This is a genomic window from Geodermatophilus tzadiensis, assembly GCF_003002915.1.
Classification (GTDB): Bacteria; Actinomycetota; Actinomycetes; order Mycobacteriales; family Geodermatophilaceae; genus Geodermatophilus; species Geodermatophilus tzadiensis.
Window position 1 is genome coordinate 154,545 of the sequence record NZ_PVTG01000001.1, and the last position, 18,735, is coordinate 173,279.

Genomic DNA, 18,735 nt, shown 5'->3' on the forward strand with positions numbered 1-18,735 from the left:
CCCGCCCGTCGGCTCAGCCGGTCGGCGTCGCCGCGGCTCCCGACTGCGCCGCCTGGTAGGCCTCGACGGCCCGCTGCAGCCGGGCCAGCGCCTCGCCCTGGGCGGCGAAGTCCCCCGACCGCTGGGCGTCGGCCAGCGCCTGCAGCGCGGCGTCCAGCTCGGTCACCGCGGCGTCCAGGCCCGCCTCAGGCGTGCCGCCGTCGGCCGGGGGCGTCGTCGGCTCGGCCGGCGTCGTCGGTTCCGTCGTCGGCTCCTCGGTGTCCGGCGTCGTCCCGGCGTCGTCGCTGTCGGTGGCCGTGTCGCCCGCCCCGGCGCCGAACACCTGGTCCAGCGCGTCGGAGAGCGTGTCGGCGTACCCGACCCGGCCGCCGTAGTTGACCAGCACCTTGCGCAGCAGCGGGAAGGAGTTCTCCCCCGTCCCCTCCACGTAGAGCGGCTGAACGTAGAGCAGGCCGTTGCCGCCGATCGGCAGGGTCAGCAGGTTGCCGAACACCGCCTGGGAGTTCTGGCTGTTGAACAGCGTGAGGTCCTGCGCGACCTCGTCGTCGGTGTTGAACGACTGCTGCACCTGCTGCGGCCCGCGGAACGGGGTGTTGCCCGGCAGCCGGAGCACCTGGATCTCGCCGTAGGTGTCCGGGTCGCTGGACGCCGAGATGAACGCCGAGAGGTTCTGCCGGCGGAAGGCGTTGAGCGCGCTGGTCAGCTGGAAGATCGGACCGTCCTCACCCGGCCGGGCGGCGAGGATGTAGTACGGCGGCTGCGCCTCCTCGGTGTCGACCGTGGGGTCGGCCGGCACCGCCCAGCGGTCGTTCTGGCTGTAGAAGTCGCTCGGGTTGCTCACGTGGTAGCGCGTGAGGATGTCCCGCTGCAGCTTGAACAGGTCCTCCGGGTACCGGACGTGGCCGATGAGCTCCTCGCTCATCGCGTCGCGGTCCTCGATCACGCCCGGGAAGGCGGCCCGGTAGGCCTGCAGCACCGGGTCCTGCTCGTCCCACTCGTACAGCGTCACGGTGCCGTCGTAGGCGTCGACGGTGGCCTTGACCGAGTTGCGGATGTAGTTGAACTGCTCGTTGGGCAGCGCCGTCGTCCCCTGTCCGGTCAGCGCGTCCTGGGCGGCCTCGCCGAGCTCCATCCGCTCGGAGTAGGGGTAGGCGTCCGACGTCGTGTAGCCGTCGAGGATCCAGGTGACCCGGCCGCCGATCACCGCCGGGTAGGGGTCGCCGTCGACCTGGAGGAAGGGCGCGGCCTTCTCCACCCGCTCGCGCGGGTCGCGGACGTAGAGCACCTTCGAGGCGTCGTTGACCGCGCCGGAGAGCAGGAAGTTGCGCTCCCGGTAGTAGATGGCGAACGTCAGCTGCCGGAAGAAGCTGCCGATCGCGACGCCGCCCTCGCCGTCGTAGGTGTTGTTCACCTCGCCGTCGGAGCCGTCCTCGGGCCGGTCGAACTCCCGCGCCTGGGCGCCCTCGGGGGCGCCGACGACCGAGTACACGTCCTCGCCGGCGTCCTGGATGAGCTCGCCGTAGTAGACACGGGCCTGCTCGACGTCGATGTCGCCGGTGGTGGGCAGGTCGCGGCTGGTGAAGTTCGGCTCGCCGCCCTCCTGGCTGGCGATCACCTGGTTGGCCGGCGCGGCCACGAAGCCGTTGCCGTGGGTGTAGACGGTGTGCCGGTTGATCCAGGTGCTCTGGTTCTCGCTGAGCCCCTCGCTGTTGAGCTCGCGGACGGCCACGACGTAGTCCTGCGTCTCGCCGTCGATCGTGTAGCGGTCGATGTCGAGCCGCTCGGGGAAGCCGTAGACGTTGCGGATCTGCTGGCGCGCGGTGAACGTGTCGGCCAGCACGTTGGGGTCGAGCAGCCGCGCGTTGGGGATCGTGGCGTCGTCGTCGCGCAACTGGGCGAGGGCGGCGTCGGTGTCGACGTCGTCGCCGGTGGCCTCCTGCGCGAAGTCGACGTACTCGACGTCGTCGTCGGTCAGGCCGTAGGCCGCCCGGGTCGAGGCGATCGCCCGCTCGATGTAGGCCGCCTCCCGCTCGTTGGCGCTCGGCCGGACGACGAACTGCTGCACGATCGCGGGGTAGGCCACGCCGATGACCAGGCTGGAGAGCAGCAGCAGGACCAGCGCGGCGGCCGGCAGCCGGAAGTTGCGGACGACGACGTTGGCGAAGAACGCCACGGCGCAGAACGCGGCCGCGAACACGAGGATCGTCTTGGCCGGCAGCAGCGCGTTGACGTCGGTGTAGCTGGCGCCGCTGAACAGCCCGCCGCGGTCGGAGTAGACCAGGCTGTAGCGGTCGAACCAGTAGGCCACCGCCTTGAGCGCCACGAACAGGCCCAGCAGCACCGACAGCTGGGTCATCGCCGCGCCGGTGAGCTTCTGCCCCGGCGTCTGCAGCCGCAGCCCGCCGAAGACGTAGTGGGTGAGCAGCGAGCCGATCAGCGCCAGCAGCACGATGGCGAAGCCGAAGCCGAGCAGCAGCCGGTAGAAGGGGTACTCGAAGACGAAGAACGACAGGTCCAGGCCGAACTGCGGGTCGACCTCGCCGAAGGGCACCGCGTTGCGGAAGGTCAGCCAGGTCTCCCAGCTGCCCTGCGCGGTGAAACCGGCGAAGAGCCCGACGACGACGGCGACGGCGGTGAGCACCAGCGTGCGCCGCGGCTCGAGCGACTGCCGGTAGCGCTCCAGGTTCTGCTGCTCCAGCGACATCGGCCGGAACGCCGGGCGGAAGCGGTAGGCGAGGTGGATCGCCAGTGCGGTGAGCCCGCCGGTGGCGACACCGGCCACGGCGAACAGCAGCGCGCGGGTCTGCAGCTCGGTCCAGAAGACCTCGGTGAACCCGGTCTCGTCGAACCACAGGTAGTCGACGTAGACGTTCGTCAGGGTGCCGATGGCCGTGAACAGCACCAGCAGCACGGCGATGGCCCCGATGACCACCTTCGCGCGCCGCGACAGCGTCGGCACGGACACGGGGGGCCGCATGGCCACGAGCGGTCTCCTTCAGTTGCGGTGCGGCGGAGCACGGGAGGTGCGCCACCGCGGTGGGGCGACCGCGGGCGGAGCTGCGGTGCGGTCTGACTGTGCGTGTGTGGTCGGTCGGCACGGGGTCCGGCCCGGTTCCGGCCGCTGTCGTCCCAGACCAACGTCCGGCGCGGCACCGGGTTCCCCGGGGACTCCCTGCTGGCCGACAGCTTCCCCCACGTCGGCGGTGCCGTGCCGCGCGGCCGGTCCGGCGGCGTCAGCAGCTCTCGGGCGTGCGCCCCGCGCGGAGGTCGGCCAGGGCGTCGAGGGCGTCGTCGAGGTCGGCGACGCGGGCCAGGGTCAGCCCCGGCTGCGGCGCGGCGAGGGCGTCGGCGCAGTTGCCGGCCGGCACCAGGAACAGCTCGGCACCGATCTCGGTGGCCGCCACCATCTTGAGCTGGATGCCGCCGATCGGGCCGACCGCGCCGTCGGCGTCGATGGTGCCGCTGCCGGCGACGACCGCGCCCTCGGTCAGGTCGGTGTCCCCGACCAGGTCGAGGATGCCGAGGGTGAGCATGAGGCCCGCCGAGGGCCCGCCCACGTCGGCGACGTCGATGTCGACGTCGAAGGGCGCCGAGGGTTGCTCGCGCACCAGCACGCCGAGCACGGAACCGTCGCGGTCGGGCGCCTCGGCGGTGGTGACGGTGGCCGTGCCCGGCTCGCCCAGCCGCGTGTAGGCCACCTCGACCGGGGTCCCGGCCGGAACGCCGGTGAGGACGGTGCCCAGCGCGGCGTTGTCCGGCGTCGGCCGGCCGTCGACCGACTCGATCGCGTCGCCCTCCTCCAGCAGCCCGTCGGACGGGGAGTCGTCCCCCGACACCCCGCGGACGACGACCTTGACCGGGTAGCCCAGCTCCCCCAGTGCCGCCGCCTCGGCCGACTCCTCCGAGGTGAGGAAGGCCTCCCGGTTGGCCCGCTCGATCTCGTCCTCGGTCTGGTCGGGCGGGTACACCGACTCCTCGGGGACGATGCTGACCTCGTCGTCGAACCAGCCGCGGACGGCCTCCACCAGGCTCAGCCCCGCCCGGCCCACGCCGACCGTCGTCAGGTTCAGGTTGCCGCTGACGTCGTTGCGCTCGCGGCCGCGCACGCTGATGACCGGGTCGCCGTCGATGTCGCCCAGGGTGTTGAAGGTGGGCCCGGGCACCTGGGCCACGTAGGGCACGGGCAGCGCGGCGCCGAGGACGCCGGCGACCAGCAGCAGCACCACACCGACGGCGAGGACGGCGATCCGACGGGTCACGACCGGCCAGCCTATGTGCTGGTCCTGGCAGCGCCCGCCCCGGCGGCGTCCGCTCAGGGCGGACGCCGAGCACCCCGGACCGCCCGCCGGGGGGTGATCACGCGTCTACCGTGGGGGCATGAGCGACGTGCCGTTCGGCTTCGGCCTCCCCGACCGCGACCCCGAGCGCCGCGACCAGCCCGGGCAGGACCCGTTCGGCTTCGGCGCGCTGTTCGGGTTCGGCGGCCCCGGCGGCGCCGGCGCCGGCACGCCGGAGGAGCTGCTGGGCAAGATGCCGCTGTTCGCCGAGCTGCAGAAGCTGATGAACTGGTCGGGCGGCCCGGTGAACTGGGACCTCGCGCGCCAGGGTGCGATCAGCTCGCTGGCCACCGGCACGCAGCCGACGTCGGAGGCCGAGCGGGCCGCCGTCGCGGAGGCCCTCCGGCTGGCCGACCTGTGGCTGGACCAGGCCACCGACCTCCCCTCCGGGGTCGAGCGCACGCTGGCGTGGTCGCGCGTGGAGTGGGTCGAGCAGACGCTGCCGGCGTGGAGCGCGCTGATCGACCCGCTCGCGGAGAAGGTCGTCGCGGCGATGACCGGCGCGCTGCCCCAGGAGGCCATGGCCATGGCCGGGCCGCTGGCTGGGATCATGGGCCGCATGGGCGGGCTGATGTTCGGCGCCCAGGTCGGCCAGGCCTTCGGCCGGCTGGCCGGCGAGGTGCTCACCGGCACCGAGGTCGGCCTCCCGCTCGCCCCGGCCGGCACCGGCGTGCTGGTGCCGCAGAACGTCGCCGAGTTCGCCGGCGGCCTCGACCGCCCCGCCGACGAGGTCCGGCTGTTCCTCGCGCTGCGCGAGGCCGCCTCCCTGCGGCTGTTCGCGCACGTGCCGTGGCTGCGCCAGCAGCTGCACGACGCCGTCCACGCCTACGCGCGCGGCATCACCATCGACCGCGAGGCCATCGAGCGCGGCCTGCAGGACGCGATGGGGTCGATGGGCGGCGGTTTCGACCCGTCGAACCCCGAGGCCGTCCAGGAGCTGCTCGGCAGCGGGCTGCTCGAGCCCGAGGAGACGCCCGAGCAGCAGATGGCGCTGCGCCGGTTGGAGACGCTGCTGGCCCTGGTCGAGGGCTGGGTGGACGCCGTCGTCGCGGACGCGGCGGGCGAGCGGCTGCCCGGCCACGGCGCGCTGGCCGAGACGATGCGCCGCCGGCGGGCCTCCGGCGGCCCCGCCGAGCAGACCTTCGCCACCCTGGTCGGCCTGCAGCTGCGCCCGCGGCGGCTGCGCGACGCCGCGACGGTGTGGGGCGCCATGGCACAGCGGTACGGCACCGCCGAGCGCGACCGGCTCTGGTCGCACCCCGACCTGCTGCCCACCTCCGACGACCTCGACGAGCCGATGGACTTCGTGGCCCGCCAGGGGGTCGACGACGAGCTGCGCCGGCTCACCGCGGACGACGCCGCGCCGACCGACACCGACACCGACACCGACGGCGCGGACGGCGTGGACGGCCCCGCGGACGGGGACGGCACCCCTCGCTGAGGCGGCCTCAGTCGACCAGGTCGTCGGCGCCCTCGTCGCCGGAGCCGTCCTCGGCGGCCTCGGCGCGTGCGGCCTCGACGCCCTCGAGGAAGCCGCGGGCGCGCTCCGCGCGCGGGTAGCGGGCCACCAGCGCCCAGAAGCGGGCGTCGTGGCCGGCCTCGACCAGGTGTGCCAGCTCGTGCACCAGCACGTAGTCGACGACGTACTCGGGCATCGAGCGCAGCCGGCTGGAGAGCCGGATGGTGCCGTCGGACGGCGTGCAGGAGCCCCACCGCCGCTGCTGGTTGTCCACCCACCGCACGCTGGCCGGCCGCGGGACGCCGTCGAGGTGCGCCGCCGACAGCGCCTCGGCCCGCGCCATGAGCTCGGCGTCCCCACCCAGCGACCGGCGGCGCCGCTCCTCGCGGGTCTGCAGCTTGGCCACCATCTGCGCCACCCAGCGCCGCTCCTCGGCGGGGGTGAACGCCGCCGGGATGAGCACGATCGTGCGGCCCGACTCCCGGTAGGCGGTCACCGTGCGACGGCGGCGCGCACTGCGGCGCACCTCGACCGGCCCGAGTGCGGAGACGGGGCCGCGCGAGGAGTCGGAGGTCGTTCCGGGCACGACAGGACCGTAGTTCCCGGTCGCCGCCGATGCGCCGGGGGGAGGCACCCGCTCGGGTACGAGTCGCACGGACGGTGGACACCCGCGGCCCGGACACGGCGTGGGCGGTGTCCACAGCACCGCCCACGCGTCCGTGCAGGTGGCGGGCGTGCGACCCGCGGCTGACCGGCAGGTGGCCGCCGTCCGTCCCCCGGCCACGCACAGCGACACGCCGACGGGTCCCCACGTGCTCCACAGGTTCGTCCACAGGCTGTGGGTACGCCGCCGGGAGCACCCCGCCGGTGGCGCCGGGCGGACCGGACCGTCCGGGTAGCGTTCCCCGGCGACGGCGCCCGGGGCGGGTGCCGAGCGGACCGACCAGGAGGAGGCACCGTGGCGGAGAGCTACAACGGCTACTGCGTGAAGTGCAAGGAGAAGCGGGACTTCGACGGCGAGGTCAAGGTCAGCGAGTCCGGCCGCCGCATGGCCCAGGGCACCTGCCCGGTCTGCGGCACCAAGATGAACCGGATCCTCGGCAAGGCCTGAGAACGGACCCCTCTGCCCCCCACCACTCGCTCCGCTCGTGGCGGGGCCCTGCGGAGGGGCCACGGACGGCGGCGCCCTGCACGCCGGGGCGCCGCCGTCGTCGTCCCGGCCTGTGGACGACGCCAGCGCGGGGGACCGCCGCGCTGGCAGCCTGCGCCGGTGTCCGACGCCACCCACCCCCTCCTCCCGCCGGGGACGCCGCTGCTGCGGCGCTCGGCCGACGCCCTGCAGGTCGGCGGCATCGACGGCGCCGACGGCCTGCTGGTCGGCGCCGATCCCGACGCGGTCAGGGCCCTGCTGCGCGGCCTGGACGGCCGCCGGGCGCAGCGGGCGGTCCTCGCCGACGCCGGCGCGGCGGGCCTCGACCCCGGGTCGGTCACCGACCTGCTGGCGGCCCTGCGCGTCGCGGGCGCGCTGGTCGACCTGGAGGCCGCCGACCTGCTCGCCGCCGACGCCGGCCCGGCCGCCACGGTCCGCACCGCCGCCGAGCTGGCCGCCGCCCGCGACGGCACCGGCTCCTCGCGCTGGCACGCCCGCCGCGGCGCCTCCGTGGTGGTGGAGGGCGCCACCCGCGTCGGCGTCCCGGTGGCGGTGCTGCTGGCCGCCAGCGGCGTGGGGCGGGTGAGCGTGCGCGACGCCGGGGTGGTCACCGCGGGCGACGCCGTCCCCGGAGGGCTGGCCGCCGGCGACGAGGGACGGCCGCGCACCGCGGCCGCCGCCGACGCGGTCCGCCGCGCCGCGCCGCTCACGGATCTGCGGCCGCCGGCACCGGGCGCGCGTCCCGACCTCGTGGTCCTCGCCCGGCCCTGGGCCGCCTCCGACCCGTTGGTGGCCGGGTTGCGCGATGCCGGCGTGGCGCACCTGGTGGCCGCCGTGCGCGGGGAGACCGGGGTGGCCGGCCCGCTGGTGGTGCCGGGCGTGACCAGCTGCCTGCGCTGCGCCGACCTGCACCGGCGCGACGCCGACCCGGCCTGGCCGGTGCTGGCCGCGCAGCTGACCGCCGCCGACGGGCCGCCGAGCGGCGCCGCGCTCACCTGCTGGGCCACGGCGCTGGCCGCCACGCAGCAGGCGCTGGCCTACCTCGACGGCAGCGGCAGCCCGGCGGCGCTCTCGGCTGTGGTCGAGCTGCGCCCGCCGGACCTGGCCCCGCGGCTGCGCCGGTGGCCACCGCACCCGGGCTGCGGGTGCACCGGGGCGCCCCGGCCGCCCACCGCGCCGGGCGAGGACGTCCCCGGCTCCGTCAGCGGCCCGGGCGCTGCGCAGGGGACAATGGCCCGGTGAGCGACGACGCACAGGGGATCCCCAGGGGCTCGATCTCGCGCACCGCGCGACTGGCCTCGCTGCCCCTGGGCGCCGCCGGGCGGGCCACGCTCGGGATCGGCAAGCGGCTGTCGGGCCGCCCCCAGGAGGCGGTGACCGCCGAGCTGCAGCAGCGCACCGCCGAGCAGCTGTTCGCCGTGCTCGGCCAGCTCAAGGGCGGGGCGATGAAGCTCGGCCAGACGCTGTCGGTCTTCGAGGCCGCCGTCCCCGACGAGGTGGCCGCCCCCTACCGCGAGGCGCTGGTCAAGCTGCAGGAGGAGGCGCCGCCGATGCCGGTGCGCACCGTGCACGCGGTGCTCGCCCAGCAGCTCGGCGGCACCTGGCGCACCCGGTTCCGCGAGTTCGACGACCAGCCGGCGGCCGCGGCCAGCATCGGCCAGGTGCACCGCGCCACCTGGCGCGACGGCCGCGAGGTCGCCGTCAAGATCCAGTACCCGGGCGCGGCCACCGCGCTGATGGCCGACCTCAACCAGCTCGCCCGCTTCGCCCGGCTGTTCGCCGCCCTCTTCCCCGGGCTGGACGTCAAGCCGCTGATCGCCGAGCTCAAGGCGCGGGTGGTCGAGGAGCTCGACTACGGGCTGGAGGCCGACGCGCAGCGCCAGTTCTCCGCGGCCTACGCCGGCGACCCCGAGATCGTGGTGCCGCGAGTGGTGGCCAGCGCGCCCAAGGTGATCGTGTCGGAGTGGCTCGAGGGCCTGCCGCTGTCCCGTGTGATCGCCGAGGGCACCCGCGAGCAGCGCGACCGGGCCGGCCACCTGATGGCCGTGCTGCACTTCTCCGCGCCCACCCGGGCCCGCCTGCTGCACGCCGACCCGCACCCGGGGAACTTCCGGCTCGTCGAGGGCGACCGGCTCGGCGTCATCGACTTCGGCGCCACCGCGCGGCTGCCCGACGGGCTGCCCGAGCCGATCGGCCGCCTGGTGCGCTGGGCGCTGGAGGGCCGCGCCGAGGACGTGCTGACCGACCTGCGCGGCGAGGGCTTCGTGCTCCCCGGGGTGGAGGTGCACGCGCAGGGCGTCCTGGACTACCTGCGGCCGATGCTCGAGCCGATCGAGCGCCACGGCTTCCGCTTCACCCGGAAGTGGATGCAGGAGCAGGCCGCCCGGCTCGCCGACCCGCGCAGCGAGGCCAACCGGCTGGGGCGCCAGCTCAACCTGCCGCCGGCCTACCTGCTCATCCACCGGGTGACCATCGGGTCGATCGGCGTGCTGTGCCAGCTCGACGCCGCCGCCGACTACCGCAGCGTGCTGGAGGAGTGGCTGCCCGGCTTCGTGCCCGACCGGACGCCGTGACGCGAGGAGGCCGGGCTCCCGACGCACCGGGAGCGTCGGGAGCCCGGCCTCGGCCGGTGGGACCCCTGCGGTAGCGGGTCCTCGATCAGCGGACGGCGGCGCTGGCGCGCGCGGCACGCCGGGTGGCGTACTCGGCGCGCCGGGCCCACCGGCGGGCGGCCAGGAGCCGGCGCGCCCGTCCGGCGGCATCGGCCTCGGCACGCAGCTCGCTGAGCCGTGCGGTCGCCAGGTCGTACTCGTACGTGGTCATGTCGCTTCCTCGGTGCTCGTCGGGCGTCGGTGCCCGCTCGGACTGCAGGTGTCGGTGCTGGTCGAGGTGCCGCCCGCCGCTCACGCGGCGACGACCTTGCGGGGACGACCCCGCGGGCGCTTGCGCGGGATGACCGCACCCCGCTCGAAGATCTCGCCGCCCCAGACGCCCCACGGCTCGCCGCGGTCGAGCGCACCGGCCAGGCAGGCGTCGCGGACCGGGCAGTCGCCGCAGAGGACCTTGGCCTGCTCCAGCTGCGCCGGGCTCTCGGCGAACCACAGGTCGGGGTCCTCGGTCCCGCGGCAGGGCAGGGGCCGCCGCACCGGTGCCGGGGCCAGGGGCGTGTGCGGCGTCCGCGGGGTGGCACCGCCGGTCCGGGGGAGCCCGGGTCGGCGGTGGGACGTCGGGCGCTCGATCGTCTGTAGCACTGCCGCTCCTCCTCGTACTCGTCGTCTGCGCGGCCGGCGGGGGCCCGCCGACCGGGTGGTCGGGGCCGGGTGCCGCGGAGATGACAGAGGCCGCGGATCCCGGGGTTCGGGTTCCGCGGCCTCGAGGAGGACCGTCGAGCGGTTAGCTCTGCGGTCTCCCCGGGGGGTGGTTCCCGAGGGTGTGGTGCGTGTTCTCGATGTCGGTGCGCTGGTCGGCGACGGCCACGACGCCGGTGCCGAGGACGCCGGTGCCGAAGACGCGGGTGCCGAACACGTCGGTGCCGGGCAGGGCGGCGGTGGGCAGACCGGTCCCCTGGGCCGGGGCGGTGGGCGCGACGACGGCGGTGCCGGTGAGCTCGAACGGCGTCATCGACCGCACGACGGCGTACCGCGGACGAGCGGTGGGCACGACGACGGCCGGGGCCGGACGCGCGGCGAGGGCACCCGGGCCGGTGACCCCGGCGGGGGTGCAGATCGACGGAGTGCTGATCACGGGTACCCCCTCCTCCCGGGGTCGGAGCCGCGGTCGGGCCGGGCTCGGTCTGGCGCGCCCGAGGGGTCCCGTCAGGCGCAGATCGGACAGTAGGGGCCCGCGCGTCCGGGCCGCAATCGAATTAACGACGGCGTCCTCCGGCCGCGGGACGCGCGCTCCGGCGACCGCCCCGTCAGGACGGTGCGTGAGGGCTCAGTCGCCGACGGTCGCCAGGACCTCGTCGCCGTAGAGCTCGAGCTTGCGCGCCCCGACGCCGGGCAGCCCCGCCAGCTCGCGGGTGCTGGTGGGCCGGGCCTCGGCGATCGCCTGCAGGGTGGCGTCGCTGAAGACGACGTAGGCCGGCACGGAGGCGGCCTGCGCGGTGGTGCTGCGCCAGGCGCGCAGCCGCTCGAACAGCTCCCCCGCCTCGCCCTCGAGCACCACCTTGGCCTTCTTGGCCTTCCGGGCCACGGGCACCGCCGACGGCGTGCTGCCGGGCACCAGGCCCTCGAGGAACCGGCTGCGGGAGCGGGGCCGGCGCGCCCCGGGGTTGCGCACCAGCGACCAGGACAGGGTGAGCTGCTCGCGGGCGCGGGTCACGGCGACGTAGAGCAGCCGCCGCTCCTCCTCCACCGCCTCCGGCCGAGCCAGCGACTGCGCGATGGGCAGCACGCCGTCGACCAGGCCCACGACGAACACGGCGTCCCACTCCAGGCCCTTGGCGGCGTGCATCGAGGCCAGCGTGACGCCCTGCACCGTCGGCGCGTGCTGCGCGTCGGCCCGCTCGGCCAGGTGCGCGACGAACCGCGGCAGGTCGGTGGTCGGGTCCTCGGCGACCAGGTCGACGGCGAGGTCGACCAGCGCGGCCAGCGACTGCCACCGGTCGCGCGCCGCTCCGCCGGCCGGCGGGCGGTGCTCCACCCAGCCGGTGGAGGCGAGCACGTCGCGGACCGTGGGGACCAGCGCCCCGGGCTCGCTGCCCCCGGCCGCCGCGCCGCGGAGCAGGACGACGGCCTCGCGGACCTCCGGCCGTTCGAAGAAGCGCTCCCCGCCCTTGAGCACGTAGGGCACCCCGGCGTCGGCGAGCGCCGACTCGTACACCTGCGACTGGGCGTTGATCCGGAACAGCACCGCGATCTCCGACGCGGGCGTCCCGGCCTCGACCAGGGCGCGGCAGGCCTGGGCGACCGCGGCGGCCTCGGTGGGTTCGTCGGCGTGCTCGAGGAAGCGCGGCGCCGGGCCCTCGGCGCGCTGGCCGAGCAGCCGCAGGCCGGGCAGCCCCTTGCGCGGCGGCGCCTGTCCGATGAGCTTGTTGGCCAGGGCGACGACCTGCGGCGTGGACCGGTAGTCGCGCTCGAGCTTGACCACCTCGGCGTCGGGATAGCGGTCGGCGAAACCCAGCAGGTGGTCGGGGTCGGCGCCGGTGAAGGAGTAGATGGTCTGGTTGGGGTCACCGACCACGCACACGTCGGCCCGGCCGCCCAGCCACGCGTCGAGCAGCCGCTGCTGCAGCGGGTTGACGTCCTGGTACTCGTCGACGACGAAGTGCCGGTACTGCCCGCGCACCTGCCGGGCGACGTCCGGGTGCTCCTCCAGCGCGAACGCGGTGACCAGCAGCAGGTCCTCGAAGTCGAGGGCACCGTCGCGCTGCTTGGCCGACTCGTAGGACGCGTACACCCGCGACACGGTGTCGGCGTCGAACGGCGGCTCGCGGCCCGCGGCCTGCGCCCGCTTGGCGTAGTCCTCGGGCGTGGCCAGCGTCGTCTTGGCCCACTCGATCTCGCTGGCGAGGTCGCGCAGGCTGGTGCGGTCGGTGGTCAGCCGGTTGCGGGTCGCCGCCGAGGCGACCACGCGCAGCTTGTTCTCGACCAGCGGCGGCATCGGCCCGCCCAGCACCCGGGGGGCGAAGTAGCGCAGCTGGCGCATCGCCGCGGCGTGGAAGGTGCGGGCCTGCACGCCACCGACACCGAGCCCGGCCAGCCGGGTGCGCAGCTCCCCCGCCGCGCGGGCGGTGAAGGTCACCGCCAGCACCTGCTCGGGCACGAAGGCACCGGTGTGCACGCCGTAGGCGATGCGGTGGGTGATCGTGCGGGTCTTGCCGGTCCCGGCGCCGGCGAGGATGCACACCGGCCCGCCGACCGCCTGCGCCGCCGTCCGCTGCTCCTCGTCGAGCCCGGCCAGCACCGCCTCGGCACCGGCGGTCGAGGGCGCCGGGGCGCTCCCGGCACGCCCGGGGGCGTCGGCTGTCTGCGGCATGCGCAGGTCCTCCAGGGGGCTGTGTCCTCGGGTGGGGCGGTCGGTCGGGAGACCGTCGCCGAGTCTCCCAGCCCGGGACGACAGACGGCGGGGACACCCCGGGGCTGGGGACGGCGGACGCGGCCGGGGAAGCTCCGCACCGCCCGCGGCGTTGCACCGGGCCGAGCGACCGCTCCCCCGACTCCCTGGAGGACCCGAGTGACTGCCGCCCCCGCCGCCGTGACGATGTACACCACCACCTGGTGCGGGTACTGCGTGCGGCTGAAGAAGATGATGCAGCGCGAGGGCATCGAGTACGCCGAGGTCGACATCGAGCGCGACGCGACCGCCGCCGACGTCGTCATGCAGGCCAACGGGGGCAACCGCACCGTGCCGACCCTCGTCTTCGCCGACGGCAGCGCCCTGACCAACCCCAGCATCGACCAGGTCAAGGCCCAGCTGGCGCAGCAGAACGGCGGCTGACCGGCGGGTGCTGTCCGGTCGCCGACCCCCGGCGGTGCATGATCGGACCCCGGCGGGTCGCGACCGTGACCCCCGTCCGTCCCCCGGCCGACCGGTCGGAGCACCCGCGGGAGCCGCTGACGTGACCTCGGACGCCGTGCCCCTCCCCGCCGTCCCCCTGTCCGGCACCGCGGAGGATGGCGGCGAGCGGCCCGCCGTGGTGGTGGCCCGCACCGGCCGGGGTTGGCGCGTCTTCTCCCCCGGCCGCGCCGAGGACGTCGGCGACCTGCTCGAGGGAATGGCGCTGGCCGACCTGGTGGCCGAGGAGCTGGGCGTGCCCGCCGAGCCCGACCGCACCGCCCGCCGGGCCGCCCGCGGCGCCGTGGAGGAGCACCCGGCGGGTGACCCGCGCGACGCCCGCGTCGCCGCACTGGAGCGAACCGTCGCCCAGCTCGAGCACGCCCTCGCCTCCCGCGTCGTCGTCGAGCGGGCCATCGGTGTGCTCGCCGAGCGGCACGCCGTCCCGCCGCGCGCCGCCTTCGAGGGGCTCCGAGCCCAGGCCCGGTCGTTCGGCCGCCCGGTGCACGAGCTCGCCCGCGAGGTGCTGGGCTCGCTCGAGCGCCTCCCGGGCGAGCCGCGGCCCGAGCGGCCCGCGCCGCCGGCGGTCGCCCCGCCCGCCGAGGCGGGCCCGGCCCTGCCGCCCGCGCCGCGGCGTGGCTCGGGCCGGCGGGTCGAGCGCAGCGCCAGCCGCCCGAGCCCCGCTGCCCCCGCGGACGGCCGCCGCTGAGCGGTCCGCAGCCGCTGACCCCGGGCGCGCTGGCCGACCGGCTGGCCGCGCTCCTCGCCGACGTCGCGCCCGAGCCCGACGCCGCCGCCCTGCGGGTCGCCGTCGACGGGCCGGACGTCGCCGCGCCGGACGAGCTCGCCACCGCGCTGGCCGACCGGCTGCCGGTGCTCGGGCGGGCCGCCGTCGTCGTCCCGACCGCGGGGTTCCTCCGGCCGGCGTCCCTGCGGTTCGAGCACGGCCGCACCGATCCCGACGCCCGCTACACCGACTGGCTCGACGCCGGGGCGCTGGCGCGCGAGGTGCTCGACCGGGTGGGTCCCGGCGGGCCCGGTGAGTACCTGCCGGTGCTGTGGGACGTGGCGCGCGACCGCGCTGCCCGGGTCGGCTACGAGCCGGCGCCGCCCGGCGGGGTGCTGCTCGTCCCCGGCCCGCTGCTGCAGGGCGTGGGGCTGGCCTTCGACGTCGTCGTGCACCTGCGGGTGGCGCCGCCCGCCCGGCGTCGGCGCTTCCCCGCCGAGCAGGCCTGGGAGCTGCCCGCCTTCGACCGCTACGACGACGAGGTCGACCCCGTGGCGCTGGCCGACGCCGTGGTGCTGGCCGACCGCCCGGAGCACCCCGCCCTGGTCCTGCAGGGCCGCCTGGCCGGTCCCCCGCGATGACCAGGTGACCTGATCGTCGAGCGTCCTACCCGACGGTGGGACGTCCGGTAGGACACCGCACGACCAGGTCACCTGATCGTCGCTCAGCCCAGGTCGCCGGCCACCCAGCGGTCGATGATGGTGCGGGCGATGGAGACCGGCGGCGGCAGCGCCTCGGGACCGCGGCCGGTGGCGAGCTCCTCGCGGGTCCACCAGCGCGCCTCCTCGATCTCGGTCGGGTCCAGCCGCAGCTCCAGGTCGCCGTCGGCCCGCGCGGTGAAGCCGAGCATCAGCGACTGCGGGAACGGCCACGGCTGGCTGCTGACGTAGCGGACGTCGGTGACGCCGAGCCCGACCTCCTCGGCCACCTCGCGGGCGACCGCGGCCTCGGCCGACTCCCCCGGCTCGACGAACCCGGCGAGGATGGAGAACCGCCCCGGCGGCCACACCGCCTGGCGGCCGAGCACGCAGCGGTCGCCGCCGTCGTGCACGAGCATGATCACCGCGGGGTCGGTGCGCGGGAACAGCTCCGTGCCGGTGACCGGGTCGCGCTGCACCCAGCCCGCACGCTCGATGGTCGTCGCGGCGCCGGAGACCGGGCTGAACCGGGCGCGCTCGTGCCACTCGAGGATGCCGATGGCCTCGGCGAGCAGGCCGGCGTCGAGGTCGCCGAGGTCGGCGCCCACCTCGCGCAACCCGGCCCAGAGGTCCACCGGCCGGCCGTTGACGGTGAGCGCCCGCTCGCCGCGCACCGCGGCGTACGGGACGCCGTCGGCCTCGCCGAGGTACACCGCGCCCAGCGGCAGCGCGGACTGCTCGTCCCAGACCAGCGCCGGGCCGTCGGCGCCCTCGGTCACGGGCACGGCGCGCCGCTCGTCGACCGTCAGCACCCGCACCGGCCGTCCGCGGGTGGGGTCGTCGAGCAGCCGGCCGAGGTGGTCGCGGTCGTGCGCCGAGCGGGACAGCACCGGCACCCGCCCCGTGGTGGCGCGGGTGCCGGCCGGCCAGGTGTCGCGCGTGGCGGGGACGTCGGCCGGCGTGCTGCCGCCCGGGGGGACGCTCACGCCGGTGCCGCGGCCGCGCTGGCGGTGACGTCGACCGGGCCGAGGGCGCGCAGGGAGTCGGTCACCCGCTCGGCGTCGCCGACGACGACGGCGGTCAGCGCGGCCGGCGCCAGGTACCGGCGGGCGGCGTCCTGCACCTGCTCGACGGTGACCGCGGCCAGTGCCGCCTGGTGCTCGGCCAGCCACTCGACCGGCAGCCCCGACCCGACCAGCGCCGAGATGGTGCCGGCCAGCCCGGCGTGCGTGGCGGTGGACAGCGCCATCGAGCCGAGCACGTACCGGCGGGCGGCGTCGAGCTCGGCCTCGGTGACCGGTGCCAGCGCCATCCGGCCGAGCTCGGCCCACGTCTCGAGGAAGGCCGGTCCGGTGACCTCGGTGGCGACGTCGGCCTCGACGGTGAAGGACGACGCGGCGGCCAGGTGGTCCACGCCGCTGCGCGGGCTGTAGGAGTAGCCGCGCTGCTCCCGGATGTTGCCCACCAGCCGCGAGGAGAAGTAGCCGCCGAAGACCATGCTCGCCAGCCGGACGGCGGGCAGGTCGGGGTCGGTGCGGCCGGGCGCCGGGCCGCCCAGGCGGATGTTGGACTGCACCGCCCCGGGCCGATCGACCACCTCGAGGTGCCCGGGCGCCAGGGTCGGCGCGGGCGGGGCGCCCACGGCGGCACCCTCACCGGCCCACTCCCCCAGCGCCGCGGCGACGGCGTCGGTGGCCGCGGCGGCGTCGAGGTCGCCGACGAGCACCAGCGTGCTGCCGCTGGGCAGCACCCGCTCGCGGTGCAGCTTACGCAGCGCGGGTGCGCCGACTCTCGCCACCAGCTCCGGCGACGGGAGCTGGACGGCGTAGGGGTGGGTGCCGTAGCGGCGGGCGGCCAGCGCGGTGCGCGCGATGACCCCGGGCTGGGAGTTGGCGATGGCGATCCGCTCGGCCACCCGGTCGCGCTCGGCCTCGACCCGGTCGCCCGGGTAGGACGCCGAGGTGAGCACCTCGGCGAGCACGCCGAGCACGGGGACGAGCCCCTCGGCCAACAGCGTGGTGGAGAACAGCAGCCGGTCGGGGTCGGCGGAGACCGACAGCTCGGCGCCGTGGCCCTGCAGCGCCTCGGCGACCCCGGTGGCGTCGCGTCGCGCCGTCCCGAGCAGGACCGCGCCGGAGAGGACCGAGGCGCGGGCGGTGTGCTGGGCGGCGCCGCGCGGCGAGCCGGCGGCGAAGGGCACCCGCAGGCGGAGCTCCACCAGCGGCACGCCCGGCCGCGGGACCACCACGACGCCCAGGCCGGTGGGCAGCGTCGTCGTCGTCACGTCGGGGACCGGCTGGGGCCGCGGCTCGCCGAGCGGCGGGACGAGGCCGAGGTCGAGCACCGGGGCGCTCACCGGGCACCCCCGGTGGCGCGCAGCTCCAGCACGGCGGCGGTGTCGGGGTCGAGCCCCTTCGCCGCGACCTGGACCTGGTCGGGGGTGACCGCGGCGAGGCGGGCGGCCAGCTCGCCGGCCAGCTCGGCCCGGCCGTGCACGAGCTCGGCGCCGGCGAAGGCCAGCGTGCGGCCCAACACCGAGTCGGCCTGGCGCAGCAGCTGGGCGCTGGTGCGGGCCTGCACCCGCGCCAGCTCCTCGGCGGGGACGCCCTCGGTGGCCACCCGGGCGACCTCCTCGTGCACCGCGCCGAGCACGTCCTCGACACCGACGGCGGCCGGGTGGTGCACCTGCGTGGTGAGCAGCGTGGCGTCGCGGACGTCGAACGGGTCGCCGAAGAGCCCCACGTAGCTGCTCTGCGCCACGGCCAGCCGGTCGTCGTGCACGAGCCGGCGCTCCAGCCGGGAGGCGTCGCCCTCGCTGAGCAGCTCGGCGAGCAGCACCGTGCCGAGGTAGGTGTCGAGGTCGCCGACCGGGTCGGGCACCCGCCAGCCCAGCGCCACGGCGGGCGCGGGGGCCAGGCGGTCCTCGACGACGTCGCGGCGGACCGTCGTCGGCGAGGGCTCGCCGGTGTTCGGCGTCGGCGGGACCTCGCGGGCCTCGACCGGGCCGAACCAGCGGCGGACCAGGCGCTCGGTCTCGCCGACGTCGAGGTCGCCGCCGACGGCCAGCACGGCGTTGCCCGGCGCGTAGAAGCGGGAGAAGAAGTCCGTGGCGTCGGCGACCGTGGAGCTCTCGAGGTCGACGAAGGAGCCGTAGCCGTCGTGGGTGTTGGCGAAGCTCTCGAAGGCGACCTGCGGCAGCTGCAGCCAGGGGAAGGCGCCGTAGGGCCGGTTGAGCACGTTGACCCGGATCTCCTCCTTGACCACGTCGATCTGGTTGCGGAGGTTCTCCTCGGTGATGGCCGGGGCGGCCATCCGGTCGGCCTCGAGGAAGAGCGCGCGCTCGAGCGCCTCGGCCGGCAGGGCCTCGTAGTAGTTCGTGTAGTCCTGGTGGGTGGAGCCGTTGAACGTGCCGCCGGCGGCCTGCACCAGCCGGGCGTGCTCGAGCTTCGGCACGTGCGCCGAGCCCTGGAACATCACGTGCTCGAAGAGGTGGGCGAAACCGGTGCGGCCCTCCGGCTCGTTGCGCATGCCCACGTCGTAGAAGACGGTCACGGCGACGACCGGCACGCTGCGGTCGGGCGCGAGGACGACCCGCAGCCCGTTGTCCAGCGTGAAGCGCTCCACCGGGTGCCGGAGGACGAGGTCGGACCCGACTGGTGTCACGGACCGACCCTAACCACGCGCCGCCACCGCCCGCCGCGCGGCCGACGAGCGGGGGCCGGAGGGTCCTCACCGGGTGCGGCGGCAGGGCTCAGCGCGGGCCGGGGACGGCTCGTGGCCGCGGTGCGGGCGACCGACGAGCGGGGCCCGGAGGGTCCCCGAGGAGGGCAGCGGCCGCAGCGGCTCAGCGCGGGCCGGGGACGGCA

General features: G+C 76.2%; 17 protein-coding genes. 7 read left to right on the top strand and 10 right to left on the bottom strand.

Annotated features, from left to right (window positions below):
* Positions 1 to 13 precede the first annotated feature (13 nt).
* A complete protein-coding gene (locus tag LY71_RS00750) occupies positions 14 to 2,977 on the bottom strand; it encodes a UPF0182 family membrane protein (RefSeq protein WP_245887621.1) in 2,964 nt (987 codons plus the stop codon).
* A gap of 256 nt (positions 2,978 to 3,233) precedes the next feature.
* On the bottom strand, positions 3,234 to 4,259 hold the full coding sequence (locus LY71_RS00755; RefSeq protein ID WP_106275085.1) for a YlbL family protein: 1,026 nt from the start codon (positions 4,257 to 4,259) through the stop codon (positions 3,234 to 3,236).
* A 118-nt stretch (positions 4,260 to 4,377) separates the two neighbouring features.
* Here LY71_RS00755 and LY71_RS00760 point away from each other — a divergent pair, with 118 nt between their 5' ends.
* Positions 4,378 to 5,778, top strand: coding sequence for a zinc-dependent metalloprotease (locus LY71_RS00760; RefSeq protein WP_106275086.1), 1,401 nt, complete (start codon positions 4,378 to 4,380; stop codon positions 5,776 to 5,778).
* Positions 5,779 to 5,785: 7 nt separating this feature from the next.
* On the opposite strand, the gene LY71_RS00765 is transcribed toward LY71_RS00760, so the two are convergent.
* Positions 5,786 to 6,382, bottom strand: a complete 597-nt coding sequence (locus LY71_RS00765) for a M48 metallopeptidase family protein (RefSeq protein ID WP_170121167.1) — start codon at positions 6,380 to 6,382, stop codon at positions 5,786 to 5,788.
* Positions 6,383 to 6,754: 372 nt separating this feature from the next.
* On the opposite strand from LY71_RS00765, the gene LY71_RS23265 reads away from it, so the two are divergent.
* The 3 genes from LY71_RS23265 (at position 6,755) to LY71_RS00775 (ending at position 9,519) form a co-directional block, all read left to right on the top strand.
* Positions 6,755 to 6,907 carry a DUF5679 domain-containing protein gene (locus LY71_RS23265; protein ID WP_012950213.1) on the top strand — a complete coding sequence of 51 codons (153 nt, stop codon included), beginning with the start codon at positions 6,755 to 6,757 and terminating at the stop codon, positions 6,905 to 6,907.
* A gap of 159 nt (positions 6,908 to 7,066) precedes the next feature.
* Entirely contained in the window at positions 7,067 to 8,188 is a 1,122-nt protein-coding gene (locus tag LY71_RS00770; RefSeq protein WP_106275087.1) for a ThiF family adenylyltransferase, read from the top strand.
* Positions 8,185 to 9,519, top strand: a complete 1,335-nt coding sequence (locus LY71_RS00775) for an ABC1 kinase family protein (protein WP_106275088.1) — start codon at positions 8,185 to 8,187, stop codon at positions 9,517 to 9,519. The genes LY71_RS00770 and LY71_RS00775 overlap by 4 nt, the downstream gene beginning before the upstream one ends.
* Positions 9,520 to 9,604: 85 nt before the next feature.
* Here the strand turns inward: LY71_RS00775 and LY71_RS23270 are convergent, their stop codons facing one another.
* The 4 genes from LY71_RS23270 to LY71_RS00795 form a co-directional block, all read right to left on the bottom strand.
* Positions 9,605 to 9,769 (bottom strand): hypothetical protein, encoded by a 165-nt coding sequence (locus LY71_RS23270; protein ID WP_169063903.1) that lies wholly within the window; start codon positions 9,767 to 9,769, stop codon positions 9,605 to 9,607.
* An 80-nt stretch (positions 9,770 to 9,849) separates the two neighbouring features.
* Positions 9,850 to 10,197, bottom strand: a complete 348-nt coding sequence (locus LY71_RS00785) for a WhiB family transcriptional regulator (protein ID WP_281261573.1) — start codon at positions 10,195 to 10,197, stop codon at positions 9,850 to 9,852.
* Positions 10,198 to 10,339: 142 nt separating this feature from the next.
* On the bottom strand, positions 10,340 to 10,690 hold the full coding sequence (locus tag LY71_RS00790; RefSeq protein ID WP_106275090.1) for a hypothetical protein: 351 nt from the start codon (positions 10,688 to 10,690) through the stop codon (positions 10,340 to 10,342).
* A 192-nt stretch (positions 10,691 to 10,882) separates the two neighbouring features.
* Positions 10,883 to 12,925, bottom strand: coding sequence for an ATP-dependent helicase (locus LY71_RS00795; RefSeq protein ID WP_106275091.1), 2,043 nt, complete (start codon positions 12,923 to 12,925; stop codon positions 10,883 to 10,885).
* A gap of 198 nt (positions 12,926 to 13,123) precedes the next feature.
* Here LY71_RS00795 and LY71_RS00800 point away from each other — a divergent pair, with 198 nt between their 5' ends.
* The 3 genes from LY71_RS00800 to LY71_RS00810 all read left to right on the top strand — a co-directional run bounded on the left by LY71_RS00800 (position 13,124) and on the right by LY71_RS00810 (position 14,812).
* Positions 13,124 to 13,387, top strand: a complete 264-nt coding sequence (locus LY71_RS00800; protein ID WP_211297076.1) for a mycoredoxin — start codon at positions 13,124 to 13,126, stop codon at positions 13,385 to 13,387.
* A 121-nt stretch (positions 13,388 to 13,508) separates the two neighbouring features.
* The gene (locus LY71_RS00805) at positions 13,509 to 14,153 is read left to right on the top strand and encodes an ANTAR domain-containing protein (protein WP_245887573.1); all 645 of its coding nucleotides are present in this window, start codon (positions 13,509 to 13,511) and stop codon (positions 14,151 to 14,153) included.
* A 164-nt stretch (positions 14,154 to 14,317) separates the two neighbouring features.
* Positions 14,318 to 14,812: a nucleoside/nucleotide kinase family protein gene (locus LY71_RS00810; protein ID WP_245887574.1), complete on the top strand. Its 495-nt coding sequence runs from the start codon at positions 14,318 to 14,320 to the stop codon at positions 14,810 to 14,812.
* 83 nt (positions 14,813 to 14,895) lie between these two features.
* Here LY71_RS00810 and nudC read toward each other — a convergent pair whose 3' ends face one another.
* Genes nudC through LY71_RS00825 form a run of 3 tightly spaced genes read right to left on the bottom strand, consistent with a single transcriptional unit; the run spans position 14,896 to position 18,532 of the window.
* Complete coding sequence (gene nudC / locus LY71_RS00815) at positions 14,896 to 15,855, bottom strand: NAD(+) diphosphatase (RefSeq protein ID WP_106275093.1); 960 nt, start codon at positions 15,853 to 15,855, stop codon at positions 14,896 to 14,898.
* On the bottom strand, positions 15,852 to 17,225 hold the full coding sequence (locus LY71_RS00820) for a M16 family metallopeptidase (protein WP_106275094.1): 1,374 nt from the start codon (positions 17,223 to 17,225) through the stop codon (positions 15,852 to 15,854). Before LY71_RS00820 ends, nudC begins: the two co-directional genes overlap by 4 nt.
* A complete protein-coding gene (locus tag LY71_RS00825; RefSeq protein ID WP_106275095.1) occupies positions 17,222 to 18,532 on the bottom strand; it encodes a M16 family metallopeptidase in 1,311 nt (436 codons plus the stop codon). The genes LY71_RS00820 and LY71_RS00825 overlap by 4 nt, the downstream gene beginning before the upstream one ends.
* Positions 18,533 to 18,735 lie beyond the last annotated feature (203 nt).